Origin of the sequence: Pseudomonas sp. MPB23 (genome assembly GCF_046605395.1) — a bacterium.
In the GTDB taxonomy this organism is placed as follows: domain Bacteria; phylum Pseudomonadota; class Gammaproteobacteria; order Pseudomonadales; family Pseudomonadaceae; genus Aquipseudomonas.
The window spans coordinates 5,274,378-5,296,126 of the sequence record NZ_CP176771.1 but is presented as its reverse complement, the minus strand read 5'-3'; the positions used below and the strand labels follow the sequence as shown (position 1 = coordinate 5,296,126).

Sequence of the window (21,749 nt, the reverse complement as noted above, 5' to 3'; positions counted from 1 at the left end):
CGCGGGTGGTTTTTTCAGATTGCTGGCTTACTCGCCGCGATAGATGCAACCGCTGGTGCAGGTCTCATGGATGCGGATCGCACTGAGTTCCGGCAGCAGGGGTTTGAGTTCAGTCCAGATCCACTTGGCCAGCACTTCGCTGGTGGGGTTTTCCAGGCCTGGGATGTCATTGAGGTAGTTGTGGTCGAGGCGTTCATAGAGCGGCTTGAAAATCGCCTTGATCTCCGAGAAGTCGCGAATCCAGCCGGTATGGGGGTCCAGGTCGCCGCTCAAGTGGATCGCCACTTTGAACGAATGCCCATGCAGGCGCCCGCATTTGTGGCCTTCCGGTACGTGGGGCAGGCGGTGGGCGGACTCGAAGGTAAACTCTTTGAAGATTTCCACAGTATTTTTCAGCTCGGTCAGGTATCTGGCAGGCGGCGAGTTTAACAGCTTGATCCTTTGCCGCGCATACCGTCCCTCGCAGGAGCGAGTTCGCTCCTACAAGTAAAGCGGCGTTGGGTTAGAGGGCCTGTAGGCGTTCGCCCAGTCCGCCGTTATCGGCCAGTTGCAGAAACTCATCGCCCAATCGCCGGCTTTCGCTCATCGCGGTCTGCCAGTACTTGTTGCGGCTCGGGTCATCGCCCATGAAGCGCTTGAAGTCGCTGCGGTCCGGCAGTTTGCCGTGGGGCAGGCGGGCCAGGTAGTCCCTGGACGGCGCCAGCAGCAACACATCCTGCAAGCCTTGGGGATGGCTGCGCCGCCATGGCAGGCCCTTGTCGAACCAGCCGGGGATGACCCGGTCGGTGAAGTGCGGGTACAGCACGATGTCGTCGCCGTGGTAGGGCAGGTCGAGGTGATAGTCCAGCAGGCCGCCGTCGCGGTAGGTGCCCGCACCCGCGCCAGGCAGGTCACGCACGCCCTGCATCACCATGGGGATCGAGCCCGAGGCCAGCAGCGCCTGGCGCAGGTTGTCCAGTTCCAGATTGACGAAGCGCGACGGAAAGTCCCGCAGCGCATGCACCGGTGGCGCCTGGCGCGGGTCGTGGATGATCAACCGCTCGAAGTGCCGCGCCAGTCGAGCGCGGCCACGCAGGTTGTCGGCGATCACCGACGACAGGCCCAGCCCCAGGCGCCCGCGATGGTCATCGGCGAGCAGGCCGTGACTCTTGACCACCATGATGTTGAGCCGATAGTCGGGGTTGTCCAGCACCCGCGCATCGCGGCCGGCCAGCAGGTCGTCGAGCATGCGCTGGCAACTGCGGCTGACCTCGGCCATGGTCACGCCTTTGGCAAAGCGCTGTTCGTTGTACAGGCGACCGAGGTCCAGCAGGCCTTGCACCGGGTCGGGCAGGCACGCGCTGGCAAACCGCCAGGAGCCGATGGACGCGCCGATCAGTGCGCGCTCGCGGGGCGCGCGCGGCAGCCAGTCGCCGAACAGCGCCAGGTCCAGGCCCTGGATTCCCAGCGCCTTGGGGCCGCCGGCCGCCCCTGGAAGGATGCCCACATCCGCAGGCGCAAGGCCCTGCTCACGAATGCGCGCAAACGCGCGTCTGCCGGCCTTGAGGGTCAGGGCGGGGAATTTGATGTGGATGGCTGTCATACCGGTCTCTGTGAGCGCGAGCGGGGCATTATAGAAAATCTCGTACGATGTGGGAAAAGGGGCGGGCCTTGCATTGTCAGGGTGGCAATTCAGTTTCAGTTAAGTTGCCGCCGCTACCGTGCCAGACGTAGGAAAAACATTGTGTAACGGAGACTTGTCATGAAACGCCTCACAGCTCTGGTTACCGCCGTTATCATCGCCTCCACCGCGATCCAGGCCCGGGCTGTGGGCCCCGATAAGCCACTGACCGTGCCGGCCACTGTTACTATTGTCGCCTTCGATCGCCTGGAAGCGGCGGCCATGGCCCTGCATCCGGGCTCGACATTGCTCGATACCGACCTGGACGAGGCTTACGGCAAATATGTCTATGAAGTCGAGTTGGAAGATGCCGACGGCATTGAATGGGAGATTGAATTGGACGCGCTCACCGGGCAGGTTCTCAAGAATCATCAGGATACGTAATGAAGGTAAATCTATGCGCCGGCGCTCGGGTAGCGTTGCTGCTCATGGCGTTCAGCTCAAGCCTGGCGGCCCGTGATCTCAATCAGGATGAAGCCTTGGCGTTGCGCCAGCAGGGCGTGATCCTGCCGCTGGAGCAACTGTTGCAACAAGCCATGGCGCGCCATCCCGGTTCCCGCCTGCTGGAAGCCGAGCTTGAGAAAAAACATGGCCAATATGCCTATGAAGTCGAGCTGGTGACCATTGACGGCGTGGTGCGCGAGATCAAACTGGATGCGAGCACCGGTGTGCTGATCAAAGACGAGGAAGACTGATGCGCCTGCTTCTGGTGGAAGACAACGTACCCCTGGCCGATGAGCTGTTGGCCGGCCTGCAGCGCCAGGGGTATGCCATCGATTGGCTGGCCGATGGGCGCGACGCCGCGTACCAGGGCCGCAGCGAGCCCTATGACCTGATCATCCTCGACCTCGGCCTGCCTGGCTTGCCCGGGCTCGAGGTGCTGGCGCAATGGCGTGCCGCCGCGTTGACCACCCCGGTGCTGGTGCTCACCGCCCGCGATTCCTGGGCCGAGCGCATCGAAGGGCTCAAGGCCGGAGCCGACGACTACCTGAGCAAGCCGTTCCACCCGGAAGAGCTGCACCTGCGCATCCAGGCGCTGTTGCGGCGTTCCCATGGGCATGCCAACCAGCCCACCCTGCAAGCCGCCGGCCTGCACCTGGATGAAGGTCGCCAGTGCGTGCTGCGCGAGGGCGAGGAGATCCAACTGACCGCTGCCGAATTCCGCCTGTTGCGCTATTTCATGCTGAACCCCGAACAAATCCTCTCCAAAAGCCATCTGGCCGAGCACCTGTACGACGGTGAGACCGAGCGCGATTCCAACGTGCTGGAAGTCCACGTCAACCACCTGCGCCGCAAATTGGGCCGCAGCGTGATCGAGACCCGTCGCGGCCAGGGTTACCGGTTTGGCGCCAGCCCTGCATGAAGTCGATTCAGCGCCGCCTGAGCCTGGGCCTGATCAGTGTGATGGTGATCGTCGGCGTGGTGCTGGCGCAGACCAGCCTGTGGTTGTTCGAGGCCGGTTTGCAGCGCTACCTGGAGGCCGGTCTGCGCAACGATGCCGAGAACCTGCTGGTGGCGCTGGTGCGTGGGCCCAACGGTGTGCAGTTGGATGAGCAACGCTTGTCGCCGGCCTACCAGCGACCGTTTTCCGGGCATTATTTCCGTATTGATTTCGCCGACACCCATTGGCGCTCCCGTTCGCTGTGGGACCAGGAACTGCCCCGGCTGGCCGAAGCCGGGCTCAAGGGCAACCTGCAACTGGGCCCAGAAGGCCAGCAATTGCTGGTACTGCGCGCCGACTACAAGCGCTTCGGCCAGTCTATTTCCATCAGTGTGGCCCAGGACTACACCCCTGTGCGGGACAGCTTTCACCTGATGCGTCAGATCGGTCTGGTGCTGGGGCTGGCGGCGCTGTTGCTGGTGTTGATCCTGCAACGGGTCACCGTGCGCCGCGCCTTGCGCCCGCTGGAGACCGCACGCAACCAGATCGCCCAACTGCAACAGGGGCGGCGCTCGCAACTCGACACCCAGGTGCCGCTGGAACTGGAACCGCTGGTGGCCCAGATCAATCACCTGCTGGCCCACACCGAAGACAGCCTCAAGCGTTCGCGCAACGCATTGGGCAACCTTGGCCACGCCCTGAAGACGCCGCTGGCAGTGCTGTTGAGTGCGGCCTCCAGCGTGGCACTCAAGGATCACCCCGAACTGAGCAAGCTGCTGCGCGTCCAGTTGGAACAGGTGCAGCAACGCCTCAACCGCGAACTCAACCGCGCGCGCCTGGCCGGCGAAACCCTGCCCGGTGCCTTGTTCGACTGCGAAAAAGAACTGCCCGGACTGCTGGCCACTTTGAGCATGATTCACGGCGATCACCTGGACCTGAGCGACCACGTCACCCCAGGACTGCAACTGCCCTGGGATCGCGAAGACCTGCTGGAGCTGCTCGGCAACCTGCTGGACAACGCCTGCAAATGGGCGGATGCCGAAGTGCGCCTGACGGTCAGTGAAACCGAAAAAAGCTATCTGCTGACTGTGGAAGACGACGGCCCCGGCATCCCGGAAACCCAGCGCGACCAGGTGTTCAGCCGTGGCGCGCGCCTGGATGAGCAGATCGACGGCCATGGCCTGGGGCTGGGGATTGTGCGGGATATCGTCGAGGTGTGGGGCGGGGTGCTGCAGTTGCAGGAAAGCGCGTTGGGCGGGCTGAAAGCCGTGGTCGAATTGCCCAAACGCCACGGCTGACCCGCGCCGATTCATTAGCCTGTTCCGACAGTGGCTCGGTCATGTCGCGCGTGGTCACCACAGCTTTTTTGACAGGCGGCCGCGCCTGCTGCAAAGTGCGCGCCCTCTAACAAGACCTCCTTCACGCCTGCACGCTGGCGGCCGTTTCCCATGGCTGCACGTGCGGGCATGCCTGTTTTTTATGTTTCTGCTTGAGGTAACCATGATTAACGCAGTTATCGCCGCGGTCGGCACCATGCTGGTGCTCAGCCTGTCCCGCGTGCATGTGGTCATCGCCATCATTGTCGGCGCCGTGGTGGGCGGGCTGACGGGTGGCCTGGGCATCGAGGCGACGCTCAATGCCTTCAACGGTGGCCTGGGTGGCGGTGCCACGGTGGCGTTGTCCTACGCGTTGCTCGGCGCGTTCGCGGTGGCAATCGCCAAATCCGGCCTGGCCCACGCCCTGGCGGACAAGGCGCTGCTGCTGGTGGACCGCCAGGACGCCAGCGGTGGCAGCCACGTCAAATGGCTGCTGATCGGCCTGTTATGGACGGTGGCGATTGCCTCGCAGAACATCCTGCCGATCCACATCGCGTTTATCCCGTTGCTGGTGCCGCCACTGCTGTATGTGCTGACCAAGTTGCAACTGGACCGCCGCTTGATCGCCTGCGTGATGACCTTCGGCCTGATCACGCCGTATATGTTCCTGCCGGTGGGCTTCGGCAATATCTTCCTCAACCAGATCCTGCTGGCGAACGTGGCCAAGAGCGGCGTGGACGTCAGCCAGGTCAACGTCACCCACGCCATGGGCCTGCCCGCGCTGGGCATGGTGGTCGGCCTGCTGGTGGCGGTGTTTGTCAGCTATCGCAAGAAGCGCGTGTACGACCTGGAAAAAATCGAGCGGGTCGAGCAAGTGGCGGTGCAGTACAACCCGCTGACGCTGTTGGTGGCCGGCGTGGCGATCGCCGCGGCGTTCGTCATTCAGCTGTGGCTGGACTCGATGATCATCGGCGCCCTGGCCGGGTTCCTGATCTTCTCGGTCTCGGGCATCGTGCGCTGGCGCGACACCGACGACCTATTCACCGAAGGCATGAAGATGATGGCGATGATCGGTTTCATCATGATTGCCGCCTCGGGCTTCGCCGAAGTGCTCAAGGCCACCGGCGATGTGCGTTCGCTGGTGCAAGCCTCGGCGGCGTTCATCGGCCATAGCCGTGGCATGGGTGCGTTATTGATGTTGCTGGTGGGGCTGCTGGTGACCATGGGCATCGGCTCGTCGTTTTCCACGGTGCCGATCCTGGCGGCGATCTTCGTGCCATTGTGCGTGCAACTGGGGTTCAGCCCGCTGGCCATCGTGTGCATCGTCGGTACAGCCGGGGCGTTGGGCGATGCGGGGTCGCCGGCGTCGGATTCCACCCTGGGCCCGACCTCCGGCCTGAACATCGACGGCCAGCACCACCATATCTGGGACACGGTGGTGCCGACGTTCCTGCACTACAACATTCCGTTGCTGGCATTCGGCTGGCTGGCTGCTATGACCCTCTGATGACTCCACTCGCGTCAACGATAACGTGGGGCGCCAGATACCCAGCGGCGCTCTCGGGTTTTTCGCGAGCAAGCTCGCGCCTACAGGTTTGATGTGATTGGCCGATAACCTCTTAAAGTCGCTATCAATAAGAGAGAAAAGCCATGCGTCTGAGTCTGAAGGCTAAAGTGCTGTCCCTCGCGGTCGTGCCGGTGTTGCTGTTTGCACTGGTGATCAGCCTGACGACCGTGTGGATTCTCCAGGGGCAAGCGCGCAACGAGGTGGATGAAACCCGCCAGCGCCTGCTCAGCGATGCCAAGGCCACCCTGCAAAGTTATGTGGAAGTGGCCATGAGCACCATCAAGCCGCTCTACGACGCCGCTGCGCCGGGTGATACCGCCGCGCGGGCCGAGGTGGTCAAGCTGTTGTCCAACACGGGCTACGGCAAGGACGGTTACTTCTTCGGCTACGACTCCGAAACCATCCGGCTGTTCAAGGGCAACAGCCCCGACGGCGTAGGCAAGAGCTTCAAGGACAACCGTGACCCCAACGGGGTCTACGTCAACCGCGACCTGGTCAAGGTCGGCAAGGACGGCACCCATTACCTGCAATACAGTTCGACCCAGCCGGGGCAGACCGAACTGGTGCCGAAGATGGGCTACACCGAATACCTGCCGAAGTGGGACATGGTCATCGGCACGTCCGTGAACCTGGACGGTATCGAAGCCCAGGTGGCGGTGGTCGAGGCCAAGGTCGAGAAGCGTATGGAAGGCGTGCTGTTGAGCATTTTCGGCGTGGCCGTGGTGGTGGTGCTGGTGCTTGCCGCCGTGGGCATGCTGCTGGCCAACACCTTCCTGCGTCCGTTGCACCTGATGAAAGCCAACCTTGACGATATCGCCGCCGGCGAAGGCGATTTGACCCGCCGCCTGGCCATCACCAGCCAGGACGAGCTGGGCGACCTGGCGGGCGCGTTCAACCGTTTCGTCGACAAGATCCACGGCCTGGTGCGGCAGATCACCGAAATGACCGGCCAACTCACCGGTCTGGTTGGCCAGGTATCCGACCAGGCGCAGCGTTCGGAACACGCCATGGAGCGCCAGCGCCACGAGACCGACCAGGTGGCCACCGCGATCAACCAGATGTCGTCCGCTGCCCAGGAAGTGGCACGCAGCGCCCAGGGCGCTTCAGTGGCCGCCCAGCAGACCGATGTGGAAGGCCAGGCGGCCAAGCGCGTGGTGGACGCCAGCATCGCGCAGATCCATGCGCTGGTGAACGACATCCGCAGCAGCGGCGTGTCCCTCGACAGCCTGCAACAGGACGTGTCGTCGATTGTCAGCGTGCTCGGTGTGATCCGTTCGATCGCCGAACAGACCAACCTGCTGGCGCTCAACGCCGCGATCGAAGCCGCGCGGGCCGGGGAGGCCGGACGTGGGTTTGCGGTGGTCGCCGACGAGGTGCGCGCCCTGGCCAGCCGCACCCAGACCAGCACCCAGGAAATCCAGGGCATGATCGACCGCCTGCAAAAAGGTACCGTAGCCGCCGTGGAGGCCATGCGCCGTTCCAGCGATGCCGGCGACGGCACCTCGGCCCAGGCCAACGAAGCCGGTGCTTCGCTCGACACCATGGCGCAACTGATCGGCACCATCAATTCGATGAATGCGCAGATCGCCAGCGCCGCCGAAGAGCAGACGGCCGTGGCCGAAGAGATCAACCGCAGCGTGCATCAGATTGCCGTGGCGGTGGACAGCGTTGCCGATGAAACCCAGTTGGGCGCCCAGACGTCCCGCAGCCTGGCAGACCTGGGCCAGCGCCTGGGCCAACTGGTGGGTCAGTTCAGGATCTAGGCCGTTCAGACATCGCGCATCAACAGACCGAAGCGCAGATCCATCTCCGCCGGCAAAGGCACATACACCGTGTGCCCGTCTCCCGGCGCTACCTCGATGGCTTCACCCTTGGCGTTGTGCAGGGTGGCCAGGTCGAAGTGGAAGTTGCCGGCGGGGGTCATCAATTCCAGGTGATTGCCCACCGCAAAGCGGTTCTTCACCTTGACCTCGGCGAGCTCGCCGCGACGCTCACCGGTCAATTCGCCGACAAACTGCTGACGCTCCGAGACTGAACTGCCGTTCTGGTAGTTCTGGTATTCGTCATGCACATGCCGGCGCAGGAAGCCTTCGGTGTAGCCACGCTGGGCCAGGGATTCCAGGTCGGTCATCAGATTGCGGTCAAATTCGCGACCGGCCACCGCGTCGTCGATTGCCTGGCGGTACACCTGAGTGGTGCGCGCGCAGTAGAAGTGGGATTTGGTGCGGCCTTCGATCTTCAGCGAATGCACGCCCATGTGGGTCAGGCGCTCCACGTGCTGCACGGCGCGCAGGTCCTTGGCATTCATGATGTAGGTGCCGTGCTCGTCTTCGAACGCGGGCATTTGTTCGTCGGGGCGGTTGGCTTCTTGCAGCAGGAACACTTGGTCGGTGGGCGCGCCGATGCCCAGGGTCGGCTCCGGCTGGCATTGCTGGACGATATCGCCGGTGGCGTTTTCCACCGCGGGGGTGGCCTGGTACTTCCAGCGGCAGGCATTGGTGCAGGTGCCCTGGTTGGCGTCGCGTTTGTTCATGTAGCCCGAGAGCAGACAGCGCCCGGAATAAGCCATGCACAAGGCGCCGTGCACAAACACTTCCAGCTCCATGGCCGGTACTTGCTGGCGGATTTCGCCGATCTCTTCCAGGGACAATTCCCGCGACAGAATCACTCGGCAGATCCCTTGCTGCTGCCAGAACTCTACGCTGGCCCAGTTCACCGTGTTGGCCTGCACCGACAGGTGGATCGGCATCAAGGGGAAGTGCCGGCGCACCAGCATGATCAGGCCAGGGTCGGACATGATCAGCGCATCCGGGCCCATGGCGATGACAGGCGCGAGGTCCTTGAGGAAGGTCTTGAGCTTGGCGTTGTGCGGGGCAATGTTCACCACCACGTAGAAGCGCTTGCCCTGGGCGTGGGCTTCCTGGATGCCGAGCGCCAGGTTGGCGTGGTCGAACTCGTTGTTGCGCACGCGCAGGCTGTAGCGCGGCTGGCCAGCGTAGACCGCATCGGCGCCGTAGGCGAAGGCGTAGCGCATGTTTTTCAGGGTGCCGGCGGGGGCGAGCAGTTCGGGAGCGAGAATAGGAGGCATGGTCGGCACTTGGGGCAAAAGTGCGGCAGCGTAGGGCAAGTCGACGCGGGCTTTATTGATCTGGGTCTACCCTTGTCACAAAAGATGGCACTTCACAGGGTTCGCGGCGGACTAAGCACCAGGGTGCGCACATGCACCTTGCTCTTCTGACATGGACCGGACATGAATCAAACCAACCTGCAATTCAAAACCCTGCTGTTACTGCTGGTGCTGGTGACCATCGCCTTTATCTGGATATTGCTGCCGTTCTATGGCGCGGTGTTTTGGGCGGTGATCCTCGGCATCATCTTTGCCCCGATGCAACGCCGCCTGCAGACGAAATTCGGCTGGAACCGCAACCTCACCTCCCTGACCACCTTGATGGTGTGCCTGGTCATCGCGATTCTGCCGGTGATCATTACCAGCGCCTTGCTGGTGCAAGAGGGGGCCACGCTCTACAAGAACGTCGAAAGCGGCAAGCTTGACGTCGCCGGTTATATCGAGCAGTTCAAGAACTTCCTGCCGCCGTACTTCCAGCACCTGCTGGACCGCTTCGGCATGGGCAACCTGGAAGGGCTGCGGGAAAAGATCGTCAAGAGCGCCATGCAGGGCAGTCAGTTCTTTGCCACGCAGGCGTTCAGCTTCGGCCAGGGCACGTTTGATTTTTTGGTGAGCTTTTTCATCATGCTGTATCTGCTGTTCTTCCTGTTGCGCGATGGCCCGGAACTGGTGCGCAAGGTGCGTACGGCGGTGCCGCTGGCCGAGCCGCAGAAGCGCCGGTTGCAGCTCAAGTTCAATCGGGTGGTGCGCGCGACGGTCAAGGGCAACGTGCTGGTGGCCGTGACCCAGGGCGCGCTGGGCGGTTTGATCTTCTGGTTCCTGGACATTCCCAGTGCGTTGCTCTGGGCGGTACTGATGGCGTTTCTGTCGCTGCTGCCGGCGGTGGGCGCAGGCATTGTCTGGGGCCCGGTGGCCGCCTATTTCCTGTTGAGTGGTTCAACCTGGCAGGGCGTGGTGCTGGCCTTGTTCGGTGTCTTCGTGATCGGCCTGGTGGACAACGTGCTGCGCCCGGTGCTGGTGGGCAAGGACACGAAGATGCCGGACTACCTGATCCTGATCTCGACCTTGGGCGGGCTGTCGGTGTTCGGCCTCAATGGGTTCGTGATCGGGCCGCTGGTGGCGGCGTTATTCATCTCGAGCTGGGCGCTGTTTGTCGAAAGCAAGCCGCGGGTCAAACTGCCATTACCATGAGCTTCAAGCGTGGAGCCTGAACCTCGAGGCGTGTTGCAGCTGTTTTTCGGCGGCGCAAAGGGATGTGAGCGGGCCGCTGATGGTCTCGCCATCGCTCACCAGGTACCAGCAGGCGAGCAACCCCAGCGCCCGTAGAGGGGCGGGGACGGCGCTGCCGATGACAGACATGATCTGGACAGTGGGCATAAGGACCTCCAATTGCGATGGAGGTCACCTTACGGGGGGCCGGCGCGTAGGAAAAATCACCTGCCTTGATAGTCGACATCGACGCCAGGCGTCATTCCACCACATGATCGAGCATGTTCACGACTTCGTGCTCGCTGAGCAGGCCTTTGAGCACCAGGTTTTCCGTCAGCAGCGCAAGGAATTTGGCACTGCGATGGCCTTCCAGGTGCTTGAGTTCGGTGAGGGCACTGTAGACCTTGCTGGACGTACAGAGTCCAGCGGTGCGGTGCGGGTTTTGTGTGGGCATGGTCAGTCGTCCTTATTGTTTGGGGCGGACAGGCTCGAGAATGGGCGTGTGTCGTGACGCAAACATGACAGCGCGAGTCCCGATCAGGCAAGTAGACATTGGTGTCAATAATGTGGGATTGAACCCGGAGCATTGTCCTCATAGCGACCTTGGCGCGATAAATCCGGACTTTGCGCGCAAAAAAAGGCCTCGCGCGAAGGCGAGGCCTGTTTCATGCAGGACGATGGCCGGTTACCAGCCACGACCGTAGTAGCCGTGGGGAGGGCCGTAGTAACCACGCGGTGGGCCGTAATAGACCGGCGCCGGGCGGTAATACACCTGCTGTTGCACATACACCGGTGGTGGTGGGGCGTAATACACCGGCGGCGGCGCGGCATAGACTGGCTGCGGCTGCACATACACCGGCTGCTGCACATAGACTTCCCGGGGCTGGCTGGCCACCACGGAGCCTACAACGGCGGCACCGACCAACGCACCCAGAACGGCCGGGCCACCCCATCCGCCACCACCGTGGGCGGAAGCTTGGCCTGCCATAGCGAGTGCACCGATAAGCAAGGCGATCTTGGGGATTTTACGAATCATGGTCATTCCTCGGTTAGCCCCTGCGCTTGTGGTCTGCAATCAATAGACTCAAGTAATGTCGCGGGGATACTTTTAAGACAACGTATTTCTGAAAAACAGCACGGGCGATAGGTAAAGGTTGTGTAAGGTCTGTACCGATTTGCTTACTCAAAGGAGTTATCCATGCAGATGCATCCCAACAAGGACACTCAACTGTGCATGTCACTGTCGGCGCGCCCCGGAAATTTCGGCCTGCGTTTTCATAATCATCTGTACGAACAACTAGGGCTGAATTTTTACTATAAAGCCTTCAGCAGCCAGGACTTGCCTGGTGCGATAGGTGGTATCCGCGCGCTGGGCGTGCGGGGTTGCGGGGTTTCCATGCCTTTCAAGGAAGCTGCCATTGCCTTAGTGGACGAACTCGACGATTCAGTTCAAGCCATCGACTCGCTGAACACCATCGTCAATACCGACGGCCATCTCAAGGCCTACAACACGGACTACATCGCTGTTGAACAATTGCTCAAAAGGCACGCTGTGCCCAAGGCATCGACGTTCGCCTTGCGTGGCAGCGGCGGCATGGCCAAAGCCGTGGCCAGTGCGTTGCGCGATGGCGGTTATGCCAACGGCGTGATCGTCGCGCGCAACGAAGCGGCGGGCCGCGCACTGGCGCAGAACCTGGGGTACGAGTGGCAGGCGGACCTGGCTGACTTGCGCCCGCAGATGCTGATCAACGTGACGCCCATCGGCATGACCGGCGGGGCTGAGGCGGATGCCCTGGCGTTCGAGGCGGATGCTGTGGACGCAGCGGAGACTCTCTTCGATGTGGTGGCGATTCCCGCCGAAACGCCGCTGATCGTGCGGGGAAGGGCACAAGGCAAGCGGGTGATTACCGGGCTGGAAGTCATCGCGATTCAGGCATTGGAGCAATTTGTGCTCTATACCGGCGTGCGCCCGACCCAGGAACAGTTCGAAAAAGCCGTGGTCTTCGCCCGTGCGTAAACGCGCTTTTCTGTAATAGGAGCGAGCTTGCTCGCGAAAATCGTCAACCTTACCCCGTTAAACCTGGCCCCTCCACGGCACTCTCAGGTCCAACGCGAACAGGTTCGCTCCTGCAGAGCCTCTATTCCAGGCGTGCCAGCCGCTCTTCCAGGGCGGCAATCCGGGCTTCCAGCTCTTCAATGCGTTCAACTGAAACCCCGCCAGCCCCACGCTCCACCGGACTGCCCCGCGCCGCCATAATCGCCTCGATCTCCGCCGGGTCCCCCAGCGCATGGGTATAACGATCTTCCCGTTGCCCCGCCTGGCGTGGCACCAACAGCGCCAGCCCTCGTGCAATCAGGCGCTCCAACTGATGCACCACCTGCTCGGCATCTTCAAAGTCATGCATGCGCCCGCTGCGGGTCAGCAATTCATTGACCGTCTGCGGTCCGCGCAAGAACAGCAGGCCGGTCAGGATCACTTGGGCCGGCACCAGTTCCAGCGCCTTGTCCACGCGATGTTCCCAACGGTCGGCGCGGCTGCCCATCACCAGGCGGGTGAAGCCTTGGCCTTCCAGCACACGCAGGCTTTGGCCGACCTGGCCCTGGCTCAAGTTCATCACCGGCTCGCGACTGGTTTTCTGGTTGCAGGCCAGCACCAGGGCATTGAGGGTCAGGGGGTAGGTTTCCGGGTTGGTCGCCTGTTTTTCGATCAGGCAGCCCAGGATGCGGATTTCCGTGCTGTTCAGGCGCGGCTCAGGGGTCTCGGTGTCGTGCTCGGCGGTCATCGCGCTTTCCCTATGCAGTGAAGGCCACTAGCCTAATCCTGAAAAAATAAAAGACAAGCAGCGGGCATGGCTATAATCGCCGTTGCTTCCAACCCTGCCACTACCCACGAGACTGCCATGACTATTTCCCTGTATGCCGCCTCCATTCCAGTCTTCAAGCAGATGCTCACCGCCCTGAGCGGTGTGTTGAGCAAGGCCGAGGCCCACGCCACCGCCAAGAACATCGAACCCAACGCCCTGCTGCAAGCGCGCCTGTTCCCGGACATGTTCCAACTGGTACGCCAGGTGCAGATCGCCGTCGACTTCGCCAAGGGCGTTTCCGCGCGCCTGGCCGAGATTGAAGCGCCGAAATACGACGATACCGAAGTGACCTTCGCCGACCTGCAAGCGCTGATCGCCAAGGTCCTGGCATTCATCGACACCATCAAGCCCGAGCAAGTCGACGGCAAGGAAGGCATCGAGATCATCACCCGCCCAGGCACCCCGAAAGAGAAGCGCTTCAGCGGCCAGTCCTACCTGCTGACCTACGGCCTGCCGCAATTCTTCTTCCACGTCACCACCGCGTACGCTTTGCTGCGCCATAACGGTGTGGAAGTGGGCAAGCGTGACTACATGGGCGCGTTCTAAGCACCCAGTTACAAAAAAGCCCGCGGCCGTTCTGCAACGAACGCCCCCGGGCTTTTTTTCGCCTGGTGTTTAAGCCAACTGCTCTTCCTTGCCCAAGCACGCGGCCGCGGTAAACAACACGTCGGTGGACGAGTTGAGCGCCGTCTCCGCCGAATCCTGCAGCACACCGATGATGAAACCGACGGCCACCACTTGCATGGCGATTTCGCTGGGAATGCCGAACAGGCTGCACGCCAGGGGGATCAGCAGCAGCGAGCCGCCGGCCACACCCGACGCGCCGCACGCACAGATGGCCGCGACCACGCTGAGCAGCACGGCAGTGGGCAGGTCGATGACGATGCCCAGGGTGTGTACCGCTGCCAGGGTCAGCACGGTGATGGTGATCGCAGCACCGGCCATATTGATAGTGGCGCCCAGCGGGATCGACACCGAATAGGTGTCTTCATGTAGGCCCAGGCGTTTGCTCAATGCCAGGTTCACCGGGATGTTCGCCGCCGAGCTGCGGGTAAAGAAGGCAGTGATGCCACTTTCGCGCAGGCACATCAGCACCAGCGGGTAAGGGTTGCGTCGCAGTTTCCAGAACACGATGGCCGGGTTGATCACCAGCGCCACGAACAGCATGCAACCGATCAGCACCACCAGCAGGTGCGCATAGCCGAGCAGGGCGCCGAACCCGGAGGTGGCCAGGGTCGAGGCCACCAGGCCGAAAATGCCCAGGGGCGCGAAGCGGATTACCACGCGCACAATCAGGGTCACGCCGTTGGACAGGTCGTCGAGCACGGTGCGAGTGGTTTCGCCAGCGTGGCGAATGGCTATGCCCATGCCGATGGCCCAGGCCAGGATGCCGATGAAATTGGCATTCATCAGGGCGCTTACCGGGTTGTCCACCACGCTGAGCAGCAGGCTTTGCAACACTTCGCCGATGCCGCCAGGGGCGCTGACAGTCGCGTCATGGGTGGCGAGTACCAGTGCTGAGGGAAACAGCGTGCTGGCGATCACTGCGACCACCGCTGCGGCGAAGGTGCCGAGCACATACAGGAACAGGATCGGGCGGATATGGGTTTCCTGGCCGTGCTTATGGTTGGCGATCGACGCCATGACCAGCACAAACACGAGGATCGGCGCCACGGCCTTGAGCGCCGTGACGAACACCTTGCCGATAAATCCGGTGGCCCTGGCCGCCTCGGGCAGCAGCAGGGCCAGCAGGATACCGGCGACCAGGCCGATGACGATTTGCGTGACCAGGCTGACGCGCGCCAGTCGTTGCAGGAGGGAAGGGGCAGCAGTCATAAACGTTGTCTCGAATTTTTTTAATAGGGCGAAGCGGTGCATGAAGAGCAGGGGGGTAGCGTGCAGGGCGCGGAGTCTAACATGCTGTAGGACGGGTCCCGATTGCTGCGGCATTCCGTCACCCGCGTGCGTGGGCTTTCGCCAAGGGCGGACATGTTCTGTTAAGATTCTCGCCTCTCATCTTTCCTATCCGTCAGCGGGCCCTTCGGGCTGTCGCTGATGTCTTTGTTTCTGGAGTTTTCATGTTGTTTCCGATCCTGCTGCTGTCGGCCGCCGGCTTTACCGTGCTGACCACGGAATTCATCATCGTCGGTCTGCTGCCGTCCATTGCTCGGGACTTGAACGTCAGCGTGTCCCAGGCCGGGCTGCTGGTGACCCTGTTCGCGTTTACCGTGGCAGCCTTCGGGCCGTTTCTGACGGCGTACTTCGCCCGTTTCCCACGCAAACGCCTGTTTATCAGCATCCTGATCCTGTTTGGCGTGGCCAATACCGTGGCGGCGCTGGCGCTGAATATCTGGGTGATGGCCCTGGCGCGGTTGATCCCGGCCTTGGGCTTGCCGGTGTTCTGGGCCCTGGCCAGTGAGACGGCGGTGGATATCGTCGGCCCCGAATACGCCGGGCGCGCCATTGAGAAGATCGGCTTCGGCATCGTTTGTGCGACGGTGTTCGGTATTCCGGTGGGCACGCTGATTTCCGATATGTTCGGCTGGCGCACCGCGTTTGCCCTCCTCGCGGCGGTGGCGCTGGTCAAGGCCTTGCTGCTGTTCATCTACCTGCCGGTGACCACGCCGAAGAATGATCAGGTGACGTTGCGCTCGCAGTTCAAGATCCTGCGCAACCCGCTGATGCAGGGGCATATCCTGCTGTCGATCCTGGTGTTCAGCGGCATGTTCACCGCCTACACCTACCTGGCGGACATCCTTGAGCGCCTGGCCGGCTTCGACGGCACCCTGGTTGGCTGGTGCCTGATGGGCTTCGGAGCGGTAGGGCTGATCGGCAACTCTTTGGGGGGGCGCGCGGTGGATCGTCACCCGCTGATCGCCTCCATGGTGTTCTGCGGTTTCATGATCGCGGGCATGGTCGCGCTGGTGCCGGCGATTCACTCCACTGTCGGCCTGGCGGCGGCGATGGCCGTGTGGGGCGTGACCCAGGCGGCGATGTTCCTGGTCAGCCATGTGCGCTTGATGAAGGCCGCGCCGCATGCGCCGGCATTTGCCGCGTCGCTGAATATTGCCGGGGGGAACCTCGGTATTGGTCTGGGGGCTTTGGTCGGTGGGCATGTGATCGACACCCTGGGCCTGGAAAGCCTGGGGTTTGCGGCCTCGGGGTTCATCCTGGTGTCGATCCTGCTGGCGCTATGGCTGATGACCGCCAAGCAAGCGGTCGCCTCCAATGCCTGAGCCGTCAGGGCAGGTCTGTAAACAACTCGCGACGCGCCCCTTCGGTGATCGCCACGATGCCGGGGTGCTTGACCTTGCGCTCCACCGAGATCGCATAGAACGACTCGGTTACGGCAAGGGTCTGGCCAATCAGCACCACGCCATACTGGCGCACCACCTCGTCGGCGATCACGCTGGGGGCGATGAAAATGCCGCTGCCGGATTGGCCAAATGCCTGCATCAAGGCGCTGTCGTCGAACTCGCCGATGATCTTCGGTCGGATCTGCTGCTCGGCGAACCAGCGCTGCAAGCGGCTGCGCACCACGGTTTCCGCGCCAGGGATCAACAGTGGTGCGCTATGCAGGCATTGTGGGAAATCACCGGCATACCTGTCAGCCAATGCCGGGGTGGCGAAAAAGCTGATGCCGCATTCCCCCAGCTTCTGGCTGTAGCCTTTGATGTCCAGATGGCTGGGCATCGGGCTGTCGGAAATCACCAGGTCCAGGCGCTGGATCGCCAGGTCGGCCAATAAGCGTTCGAGTTTGTCTTCACGGCAGGTGATGCGGATCGGCTCGCTCAGTTCCATGGTCGGCGCGATCAGCCGGTAGACGATGGACTTGGGCACCACATCCGCCACCCCGACCCGGAACAGGATCTGCTGCTCGTTGGGCTGCGCGCGTAGCATCGCCTCCAGTTCGTTGCCGGTCTGGAACATTTGTTCGGCATAGGGCAGGGCCTGGCGCCCGGCCTCGGTGAGTTCAAGCTGCCGGCCGACCCGTTGAAACAGCGCAATACCGTAGGTCTGCTCCAGCAGGCTGATCTGCCCGCTGATGGTCTGGGGCGTGAGGTTCAATTGCTCACAGGCGCGCACGATGCTGCCGGTCTTGGCCACCACCCAGAAGTAATGCAGTTGCCGGTAATTGAGCATGAGGGTCAACACTTCGTAAAAATCGAAGTATACGCGAGAAAAATACGAATTTTTCTGAACTGTTCGCCTGCATAGAATGCCTCGCTATCGCGGGGCCACTATTTGGACCCAATGGTTCTAACGAGGAAAACATCATGAAACTCAATTCCCTGGGCGCGGCATCGCTGCTTGCGCTTTCATTAGTGGTGATCAGTGGTTGCGACCAGGTCGAAAAAAGCGCGCAGCAGGTGTTGGGCAAGGCCACCGAGTCGGCCAGGCAAGTGATCGATGACACCCACAAAGCCGCCGAGCAGGCGTTGAGTGAAGCGACACAAGGCCTGATCAGTCCACAGAAAAAGGATGATCAGGAACAAAACGAGTCTGAATCGAACAGCAAAGAAGCCTAATTCCCCAGCACAACGTCAGGACTGACCTATGGACTACCTCTTACAACTGGCCGCCAGCCCCACCGCCTGGGTTGCACTGGCCACCTTGATCGTCATGGAAATCGTGCTGGGCATCGATAACCTGATCTTTATCTCGATCCTCACCAACAAATTGCCCGAGCAGCATCGGGCCAAGGCACGGCGCATCGGTATCAGCATGGCGTTGGTGTTGCGCCTGGGTCTGTTGAGCACCATCGCGTTCATCGTGCAATTGACCACGCCGGTGTTCGAAATCTTCGGCCAGGCGTTTTCATGGAAGGACATGATCCTGATCGCCGGCGGCCTGTTCCTGGTGTGGAAGGCCACCACCGAGATCCATCACAGCATGGACCCGGAGCCAGAAGAGAAGGCCAGCACCAGCAATGTCGTGACGATCGGCTTTGCCGCGGCCATCGGGCAGATCCTGATGCTCGACCTGGTGTTCTCCATCGACAGCATCATTACCGCCGTGGGCATGACCGAGCATTTGCCGATCATGATCATCGCCGTGGTGACCTCGGTCATCGTGATGCTGGTGGCGGCTGAACCGCTGGCCAAGTTCATCAACGATAACCCGACCGTAGTGATGCTGGCCCTGGGCTTCCTGATCATGATCGGTATGACCCTGATCGCCGAAGGCTTCGGCGCCCATGTGCCAAAAGGCTACGTGTATGCGGCCATGGCGTTCTCGGCGGCGATCGAGTGCCTGAACATCGCCCGGCGTAACCGGCATAAGCGTTTGCTGGCCGCTCGTCAGTAATCGCTGAACCCCAAAAGCCGGCTGTGCTCGCGAGAGTCCAGCCGGCTTTTTGCTGTCTGTTAGAATCCCTGCACTTGATAGCTTGAGGTCCACCATGAACGAGCCGATTCGCCTTACCCAGTACAGCCACGGCGCGGGGTGCGGCTGCAAGATTTCGCCCCAGGTCCTGGAAGTGATCCTCGCCGGCAGCGGCGCGCAAAACCTCGACCCCAACCTGTGGGTGGGCAACGCCTCCCGGGACGACGCGGCGGTCTACGCCATCGATGACGAGCGCGGCGTGGTCTCCACCACTGACTTTTTCATGCCGATTGTCGATGACCCCTTCGACTTCGGCCGCATCGCCGCCACCAACGCGATCAGCGACATCTACGCCATGGGTGGCGACCCGCTGATGGCCATCGCCATTCTTGGCTGGCCGGTAAATGTACTGGCGCCGGAGGTTGCCCGCGAAGTGATCCGTGGTGGCCGCTCGGTGTGTGACGAAGCCGGGATTCCCCTGGCGGGCGGTCATTCCATCGACGCCCCCGAACCTATCTTCGGCCTCGCCGTGACCGGCATCGTGCAAAAGCGCCATATGAAGCGCAACGACACCGCCACCGTCGGCTGCCGCCTCTACCTGACCAAGCCCCTGGGTATCGGCATCCTCACCACCGCCGAAAAGAAGGGCAAGCTGCGCGAGGCGGATATCGGCCTGGCCCGTGACTGGATGTGCACCCTCAACAAGCCAGGCAGCCGTTTCGGCAAATTGACCGGTGTGACGGCAATGACCGACGTCACCGGTTTCGGCCTGTTGGGCCATCTGGTGGAAATGGCTGACGGCAGCGGCGTGACAGCACGCATCGAGTACACCAAAGTCCCACGTCTGCCTGGGATCGAGGACTACTTGGACCAGGGCTGCATGCCCGGCGGCACCCTGCGCAACTTCGACAGCTATTCGAGCAAAATCGGGCGCCTGCAGGAATTGCACAAGCGCGTACTGTGCGACCCGCAGACCAGCGGCGGCCTGCTGATCGCCGTAACCCCCGAAGGCGACGCCGAATTTCACGCTGTGGCCCGTGAACTGGGCCTGAACCTCGAGCCCATCGGCGCGCTGGTTGAGCGACAGACCCACGCGGTAGAGGTGTTTTGATGGCAACTGACATCACCGATTACCGCGACATCTTTCTCAACGACCGACCAATGATGGATACCCGCGCGCCGGTCGAGTTCACCAAGGGCGCCTTTCCGGGCGTGATCAACCTGCCGCTGATGACCGATGACGAGCGTCAGCGGGTCGGCACCTGCTACAAGCAGCAGGGCCAGCAAGCCGCCATCGTGCTGGGCCATGAACTGGTGTCCGGGACGATCAAGGCCGAGCGCATCGAGCAATGGGCGCGGTTTGCCCTGGCCCATCCCGACGGTTACCTGTATTGCTTTCGCGGCGGGCTGCGCTCGCAGATCGTGCAGCAATGGCTGAAAACCGAAGCTGGCATCGAATACCCCCGGGTGGGCGGCGGCTACAAAGCCATGCGCACCTTTTTGTTGGACACCGTGGAGCACGCCACTGCGCAATGCGACTTCGTGCTGCTGGGCGGCATGACCGGCACCGGCAAGACCGAAGTGCTCGGCCAACTGCGCAACGCCCTCGACCTGGAAGGTCATGCCAACCACCGGGGTTCCAGCTTCGGCAAGCGGGCCACGGCGCAACCGTCCACCATCGACTTTGAAAACCGTCTGGCCGTGGACCTGCTGAAAAAGCGCGCGGCGGGCATCGAGCAGTTTGTGGTCGAGGATGAAAGCCGCATGATCGGCAGCTGTGCACTGCCATTGCCCTTGCACAAGGGCATGCAGACCTTTCCCATGGTGTGGTTGGAAGACAGTCTCGAAGGTCGCGTCGAGCGCATCCTGCGCGATTATGTCGTCGACCTGTGCGCGGAGTTCATCGCCGTGTTTGGCGAGCAGGGCCAGGCGTTGTTTGCCGAGCGCTTGACCCAGAGCCTGGCCAATATCCACAAGCGCCTGGGCGGTGAACGCTTTCAGCGCTTGCAGGCGATTCTGCAGCAGGCCCTGGCGGAACAGGCGCGCAGCGGCGCGGTGGACGTGCATCGCGGCTGGATTGAAGGGCTTTTGCGCGAATACTACGACCCGATGTACGCCTTCCAACGGGAAAGCAAAGGCGCACGGATCGAGTTTGCGGGAGAGCAGGGCGCCGTGATGGCGTATCTGCGCGAGCGCGCCCTGATCAGAGGATAAACGCCCCGATCAACCCGCAAACCACGCCCATCAGCATGGTCAACCCGGCCACCGTCACCAGCACCCGCGCGTCGAAATCCTTACGCAGCATCAGCAGCGACGGCAGGCTGACGCTGGGCAGGGTCATCAGCAGGGCCACGGCCGGGCCGGTGCCCATGCCCAGCGTCATCATGGTTTGTACGATGGGAATCTCTGCCGCTGTCGGAATCACAAACAGCGTGCCGACAATCGCCAGCGGCACCAGCCATATCAGGTTGTCGGCCATCGCCCCATCCACATGGGGAAACAGCCAGACCCGTGCCGCGCCGAGGATCAGCACCGCCAGGATGTAGATCGGGATGGTGCTCCAGAACAGTTGCCACAGGGTGCGCAACCAGCGGCTGAAAAACGGTTGCGATTCGACGGTACTGGCCTCGGCCACCGCGTCCAATGCTGCTTCCGGTACTTGTTCAGGCCGGGCAATGCGTTGTGCCACCAGGGACACGCCCACCACCAGCACAATCCCCGCCACCAGCCGCAGCGCGGTAAAGCCCCAGCCCAGCACGAACCCCATGAACACCAGGGTCGCCGGGTTCAATACCGGGTTGGCGATCCAGAACGCCAGCGCCGCGCCCACCGACACGTGCTGGCGACGCATGCCCGCCGCCACCGGCGCCGCACAGCAACTGCACATCATCCCCGGCAAGGCGAACAGCCCGCCGCGCAGGGTCGAGCCCAGTCCGGCGCGGCCGAACAGGCGCAGCAACCAGTCGCGGGGGATCAGCACTTGCAGCAGCGAGCCGAGGATCACCGCCAGCACCGCAGCTTTCCAGATCGCCAGGAAATACACTTGGGCATAGGCCAGCGCCGCGGCCAGTGGCGAGCTTTGTTGATCGTTGAGGATCGACGCGCCGATGCTGTGGTTATCGGCCGCCACAAACGCCTTGAAGTAGTACGGCGACCATTTCACGTAGTAGAGGCCGACGCAGGCGACTATCAGGAACAACGCTGGTTTCCACCAGAACGACCAGCCCCGGACGGGCTGGGTGGAAGTGAGGTTGGGCATGATGTGGGTCCGCAGATGAGTCAGTAGCGGCGCATCATACG

At 62.2% G+C, this 21,749-nt stretch carries 24 protein-coding genes and 1 pseudogene; 15 read left to right on the top strand and 10 right to left on the bottom strand.

Translation table 11 applies throughout. The features are described 5' to 3' along the window. Positions 1 to 27 precede the first annotated feature (27 nt). On the bottom strand, positions 28 to 384 hold the full coding sequence (gene queD, locus ACLH0J_RS23825) for a 6-carboxytetrahydropterin synthase QueD (RefSeq protein ID WP_003237990.1): 357 nt from the start codon (positions 382 to 384) through the stop codon (positions 28 to 30). 118 nt (positions 385 to 502) lie between these two features. Then, positions 503 to 1,582: a patatin-like phospholipase family protein gene (locus ACLH0J_RS23820; protein ID WP_411389309.1), complete on the bottom strand. Its 1,080-nt coding sequence runs from the start codon at positions 1,580 to 1,582 to the stop codon at positions 503 to 505. A 159-nt stretch (positions 1,583 to 1,741) separates the two neighbouring features. On the opposite strand from ACLH0J_RS23820, the gene ACLH0J_RS23815 reads away from it, so the two are divergent. From ACLH0J_RS23815 to ACLH0J_RS23785, 7 genes and pseudogenes are all read left to right on the top strand, one after another. Next, positions 1,742 to 2,044: a PepSY domain-containing protein gene (locus ACLH0J_RS23815; protein WP_411389308.1), complete on the top strand. Its 303-nt coding sequence runs from the start codon at positions 1,742 to 1,744 to the stop codon at positions 2,042 to 2,044. Beyond that, positions 2,044 to 2,355: a PepSY domain-containing protein gene (locus tag ACLH0J_RS23810; RefSeq protein WP_411389307.1), complete on the top strand. Its 312-nt coding sequence runs from the start codon at positions 2,044 to 2,046 to the stop codon at positions 2,353 to 2,355. The genes ACLH0J_RS23815 and ACLH0J_RS23810 overlap by 1 nt, the downstream gene beginning before the upstream one ends. Then, positions 2,355 to 3,023, top strand: a complete 669-nt coding sequence (locus ACLH0J_RS23805) for a response regulator transcription factor (RefSeq protein ID WP_411389306.1) — start codon at positions 2,355 to 2,357, stop codon at positions 3,021 to 3,023. The genes ACLH0J_RS23810 and ACLH0J_RS23805 overlap by 1 nt, the downstream gene beginning before the upstream one ends. Next, positions 3,020 to 4,339 carry a sensor histidine kinase gene (locus tag ACLH0J_RS23800; RefSeq protein WP_411389305.1) on the top strand — a complete coding sequence of 440 codons (1,320 nt, stop codon included), beginning with the start codon at positions 3,020 to 3,022 and terminating at the stop codon, positions 4,337 to 4,339. The genes ACLH0J_RS23805 and ACLH0J_RS23800 overlap by 4 nt, the downstream gene beginning before the upstream one ends. A 205-nt stretch (positions 4,340 to 4,544) precedes the next feature. Further along, positions 4,545 to 5,864: a Na+/H+ antiporter family protein gene (locus ACLH0J_RS23795; protein ID WP_411392884.1), complete on the top strand. Its 1,320-nt coding sequence runs from the start codon at positions 4,545 to 4,547 to the stop codon at positions 5,862 to 5,864. A gap of 143 nt (positions 5,865 to 6,007) precedes the next feature. Further along, positions 6,008 to 6,829: pseudogene (locus tag ACLH0J_RS23790) on the top strand (cache domain-containing protein); the annotation flags it as partial. 36 nt (positions 6,830 to 6,865) lie between these two features. Continuing rightward, on the top strand, positions 6,866 to 7,687 hold the full coding sequence (locus tag ACLH0J_RS23785) for a methyl-accepting chemotaxis protein (protein WP_411392883.1): 822 nt from the start codon (positions 6,866 to 6,868) through the stop codon (positions 7,685 to 7,687). A gap of 5 nt (positions 7,688 to 7,692) precedes the next feature. Here ACLH0J_RS23785 and yegQ read toward each other — a convergent pair whose 3' ends face one another. Next, positions 7,693 to 9,012, bottom strand: coding sequence for a tRNA 5-hydroxyuridine modification protein YegQ (gene yegQ, locus ACLH0J_RS23780; RefSeq protein WP_411389304.1), 1,320 nt, complete (start codon positions 9,010 to 9,012; stop codon positions 7,693 to 7,695). Between the two features lie 162 nt (positions 9,013 to 9,174). Here yegQ and ACLH0J_RS23775 point away from each other — a divergent pair, with 162 nt between their 5' ends. After that, positions 9,175 to 10,242 (top strand): AI-2E family transporter, encoded by a 1,068-nt coding sequence (locus tag ACLH0J_RS23775; protein ID WP_411389303.1) that lies wholly within the window; start codon positions 9,175 to 9,177, stop codon positions 10,240 to 10,242. Positions 10,243 to 10,245: 3 nt separating this feature from the next. Here ACLH0J_RS23775 and ACLH0J_RS23770 read toward each other — a convergent pair whose 3' ends face one another. The 3 genes from ACLH0J_RS23770 to ACLH0J_RS23760 form a co-directional block, all read right to left on the bottom strand. After that, a complete protein-coding gene (locus ACLH0J_RS23770; protein ID WP_411389302.1) occupies positions 10,246 to 10,428 on the bottom strand; it encodes a hypothetical protein in 183 nt (60 codons plus the stop codon). A 91-nt stretch (positions 10,429 to 10,519) separates the two neighbouring features. Next, on the bottom strand, positions 10,520 to 10,714 hold the full coding sequence (locus tag ACLH0J_RS23765) for a hypothetical protein (protein ID WP_411389301.1): 195 nt from the start codon (positions 10,712 to 10,714) through the stop codon (positions 10,520 to 10,522). Positions 10,715 to 10,945: 231 nt separating this feature from the next. Next, positions 10,946 to 11,302 (bottom strand): hypothetical protein, encoded by a 357-nt coding sequence (locus tag ACLH0J_RS23760; protein WP_078835611.1) that lies wholly within the window; start codon positions 11,300 to 11,302, stop codon positions 10,946 to 10,948. 156 nt (positions 11,303 to 11,458) lie between these two features. On the opposite strand from ACLH0J_RS23760, the gene ACLH0J_RS23755 reads away from it, so the two are divergent. After that, the gene (locus ACLH0J_RS23755) at positions 11,459 to 12,277 is read left to right on the top strand and encodes a shikimate 5-dehydrogenase (protein ID WP_411389300.1); all 819 of its coding nucleotides are present in this window, start codon (positions 11,459 to 11,461) and stop codon (positions 12,275 to 12,277) included. A 121-nt stretch (positions 12,278 to 12,398) separates the two neighbouring features. Here the strand turns inward: ACLH0J_RS23755 and ACLH0J_RS23750 are convergent, their stop codons facing one another. Further along, on the bottom strand, positions 12,399 to 13,043 hold the full coding sequence (locus ACLH0J_RS23750; RefSeq protein WP_411389299.1) for a YceH family protein: 645 nt from the start codon (positions 13,041 to 13,043) through the stop codon (positions 12,399 to 12,401). 117 nt (positions 13,044 to 13,160) lie between these two features. On the opposite strand from ACLH0J_RS23750, the gene ACLH0J_RS23745 reads away from it, so the two are divergent. Continuing rightward, positions 13,161 to 13,670: a DUF1993 family protein gene (locus ACLH0J_RS23745; RefSeq protein ID WP_411389298.1), complete on the top strand. Its 510-nt coding sequence runs from the start codon at positions 13,161 to 13,163 to the stop codon at positions 13,668 to 13,670. Positions 13,671 to 13,739: 69 nt separating this feature from the next. Here ACLH0J_RS23745 and sstT read toward each other — a convergent pair whose 3' ends face one another. Further along, positions 13,740 to 14,960, bottom strand: a complete 1,221-nt coding sequence (gene sstT, locus ACLH0J_RS23740) for a serine/threonine transporter SstT (protein WP_411389297.1) — start codon at positions 14,958 to 14,960, stop codon at positions 13,740 to 13,742. Between the two features lie 242 nt (positions 14,961 to 15,202). Here sstT and ACLH0J_RS23735 point away from each other — a divergent pair, with 242 nt between their 5' ends. After that, positions 15,203 to 16,360: an MFS transporter gene (locus ACLH0J_RS23735; RefSeq protein WP_411389296.1), complete on the top strand. Its 1,158-nt coding sequence runs from the start codon at positions 15,203 to 15,205 to the stop codon at positions 16,358 to 16,360. Positions 16,361 to 16,364: 4 nt separating this feature from the next. On the opposite strand, the gene nhaR is transcribed toward ACLH0J_RS23735, so the two are convergent. Further along, positions 16,365 to 17,267 (bottom strand): transcriptional activator NhaR, encoded by a 903-nt coding sequence (gene nhaR / locus ACLH0J_RS23730; RefSeq protein ID WP_411389295.1) that lies wholly within the window; start codon positions 17,265 to 17,267, stop codon positions 16,365 to 16,367. A 134-nt stretch (positions 17,268 to 17,401) separates the two neighbouring features. Here nhaR and ACLH0J_RS23725 point away from each other — a divergent pair, with 134 nt between their 5' ends. The 4 genes from ACLH0J_RS23725 to mnmH all read left to right on the top strand — a co-directional run bounded on the left by ACLH0J_RS23725 (position 17,402) and on the right by mnmH (position 20,663). Next, a complete protein-coding gene (locus tag ACLH0J_RS23725; protein WP_411389294.1) occupies positions 17,402 to 17,653 on the top strand; it encodes a hypothetical protein in 252 nt (83 codons plus the stop codon). Positions 17,654 to 17,681: 28 nt separating this feature from the next. After that, entirely contained in the window at positions 17,682 to 18,431 is a 750-nt protein-coding gene (locus ACLH0J_RS23720) for a TerC family protein (protein ID WP_411389293.1), read from the top strand. A 94-nt stretch (positions 18,432 to 18,525) separates the two neighbouring features. After that, positions 18,526 to 19,560, top strand: a complete 1,035-nt coding sequence (gene selD, locus ACLH0J_RS23715; protein WP_411389292.1) for a selenide, water dikinase SelD — start codon at positions 18,526 to 18,528, stop codon at positions 19,558 to 19,560. Continuing rightward, positions 19,560 to 20,663: a tRNA 2-selenouridine(34) synthase MnmH gene (gene mnmH / locus ACLH0J_RS23710; protein ID WP_411389291.1), complete on the top strand. Its 1,104-nt coding sequence runs from the start codon at positions 19,560 to 19,562 to the stop codon at positions 20,661 to 20,663. The genes selD and mnmH overlap by 1 nt, the downstream gene beginning before the upstream one ends. Here mnmH and ACLH0J_RS23705 read toward each other — a convergent pair. Continuing rightward, on the bottom strand, positions 20,653 to 21,708 hold the full coding sequence (locus ACLH0J_RS23705; protein ID WP_411389290.1) for a permease: 1,056 nt from the start codon (positions 21,706 to 21,708) through the stop codon (positions 20,653 to 20,655). The genes mnmH and ACLH0J_RS23705 overlap by 11 nt on opposite strands. Positions 21,709 to 21,749 lie beyond the last annotated feature (41 nt).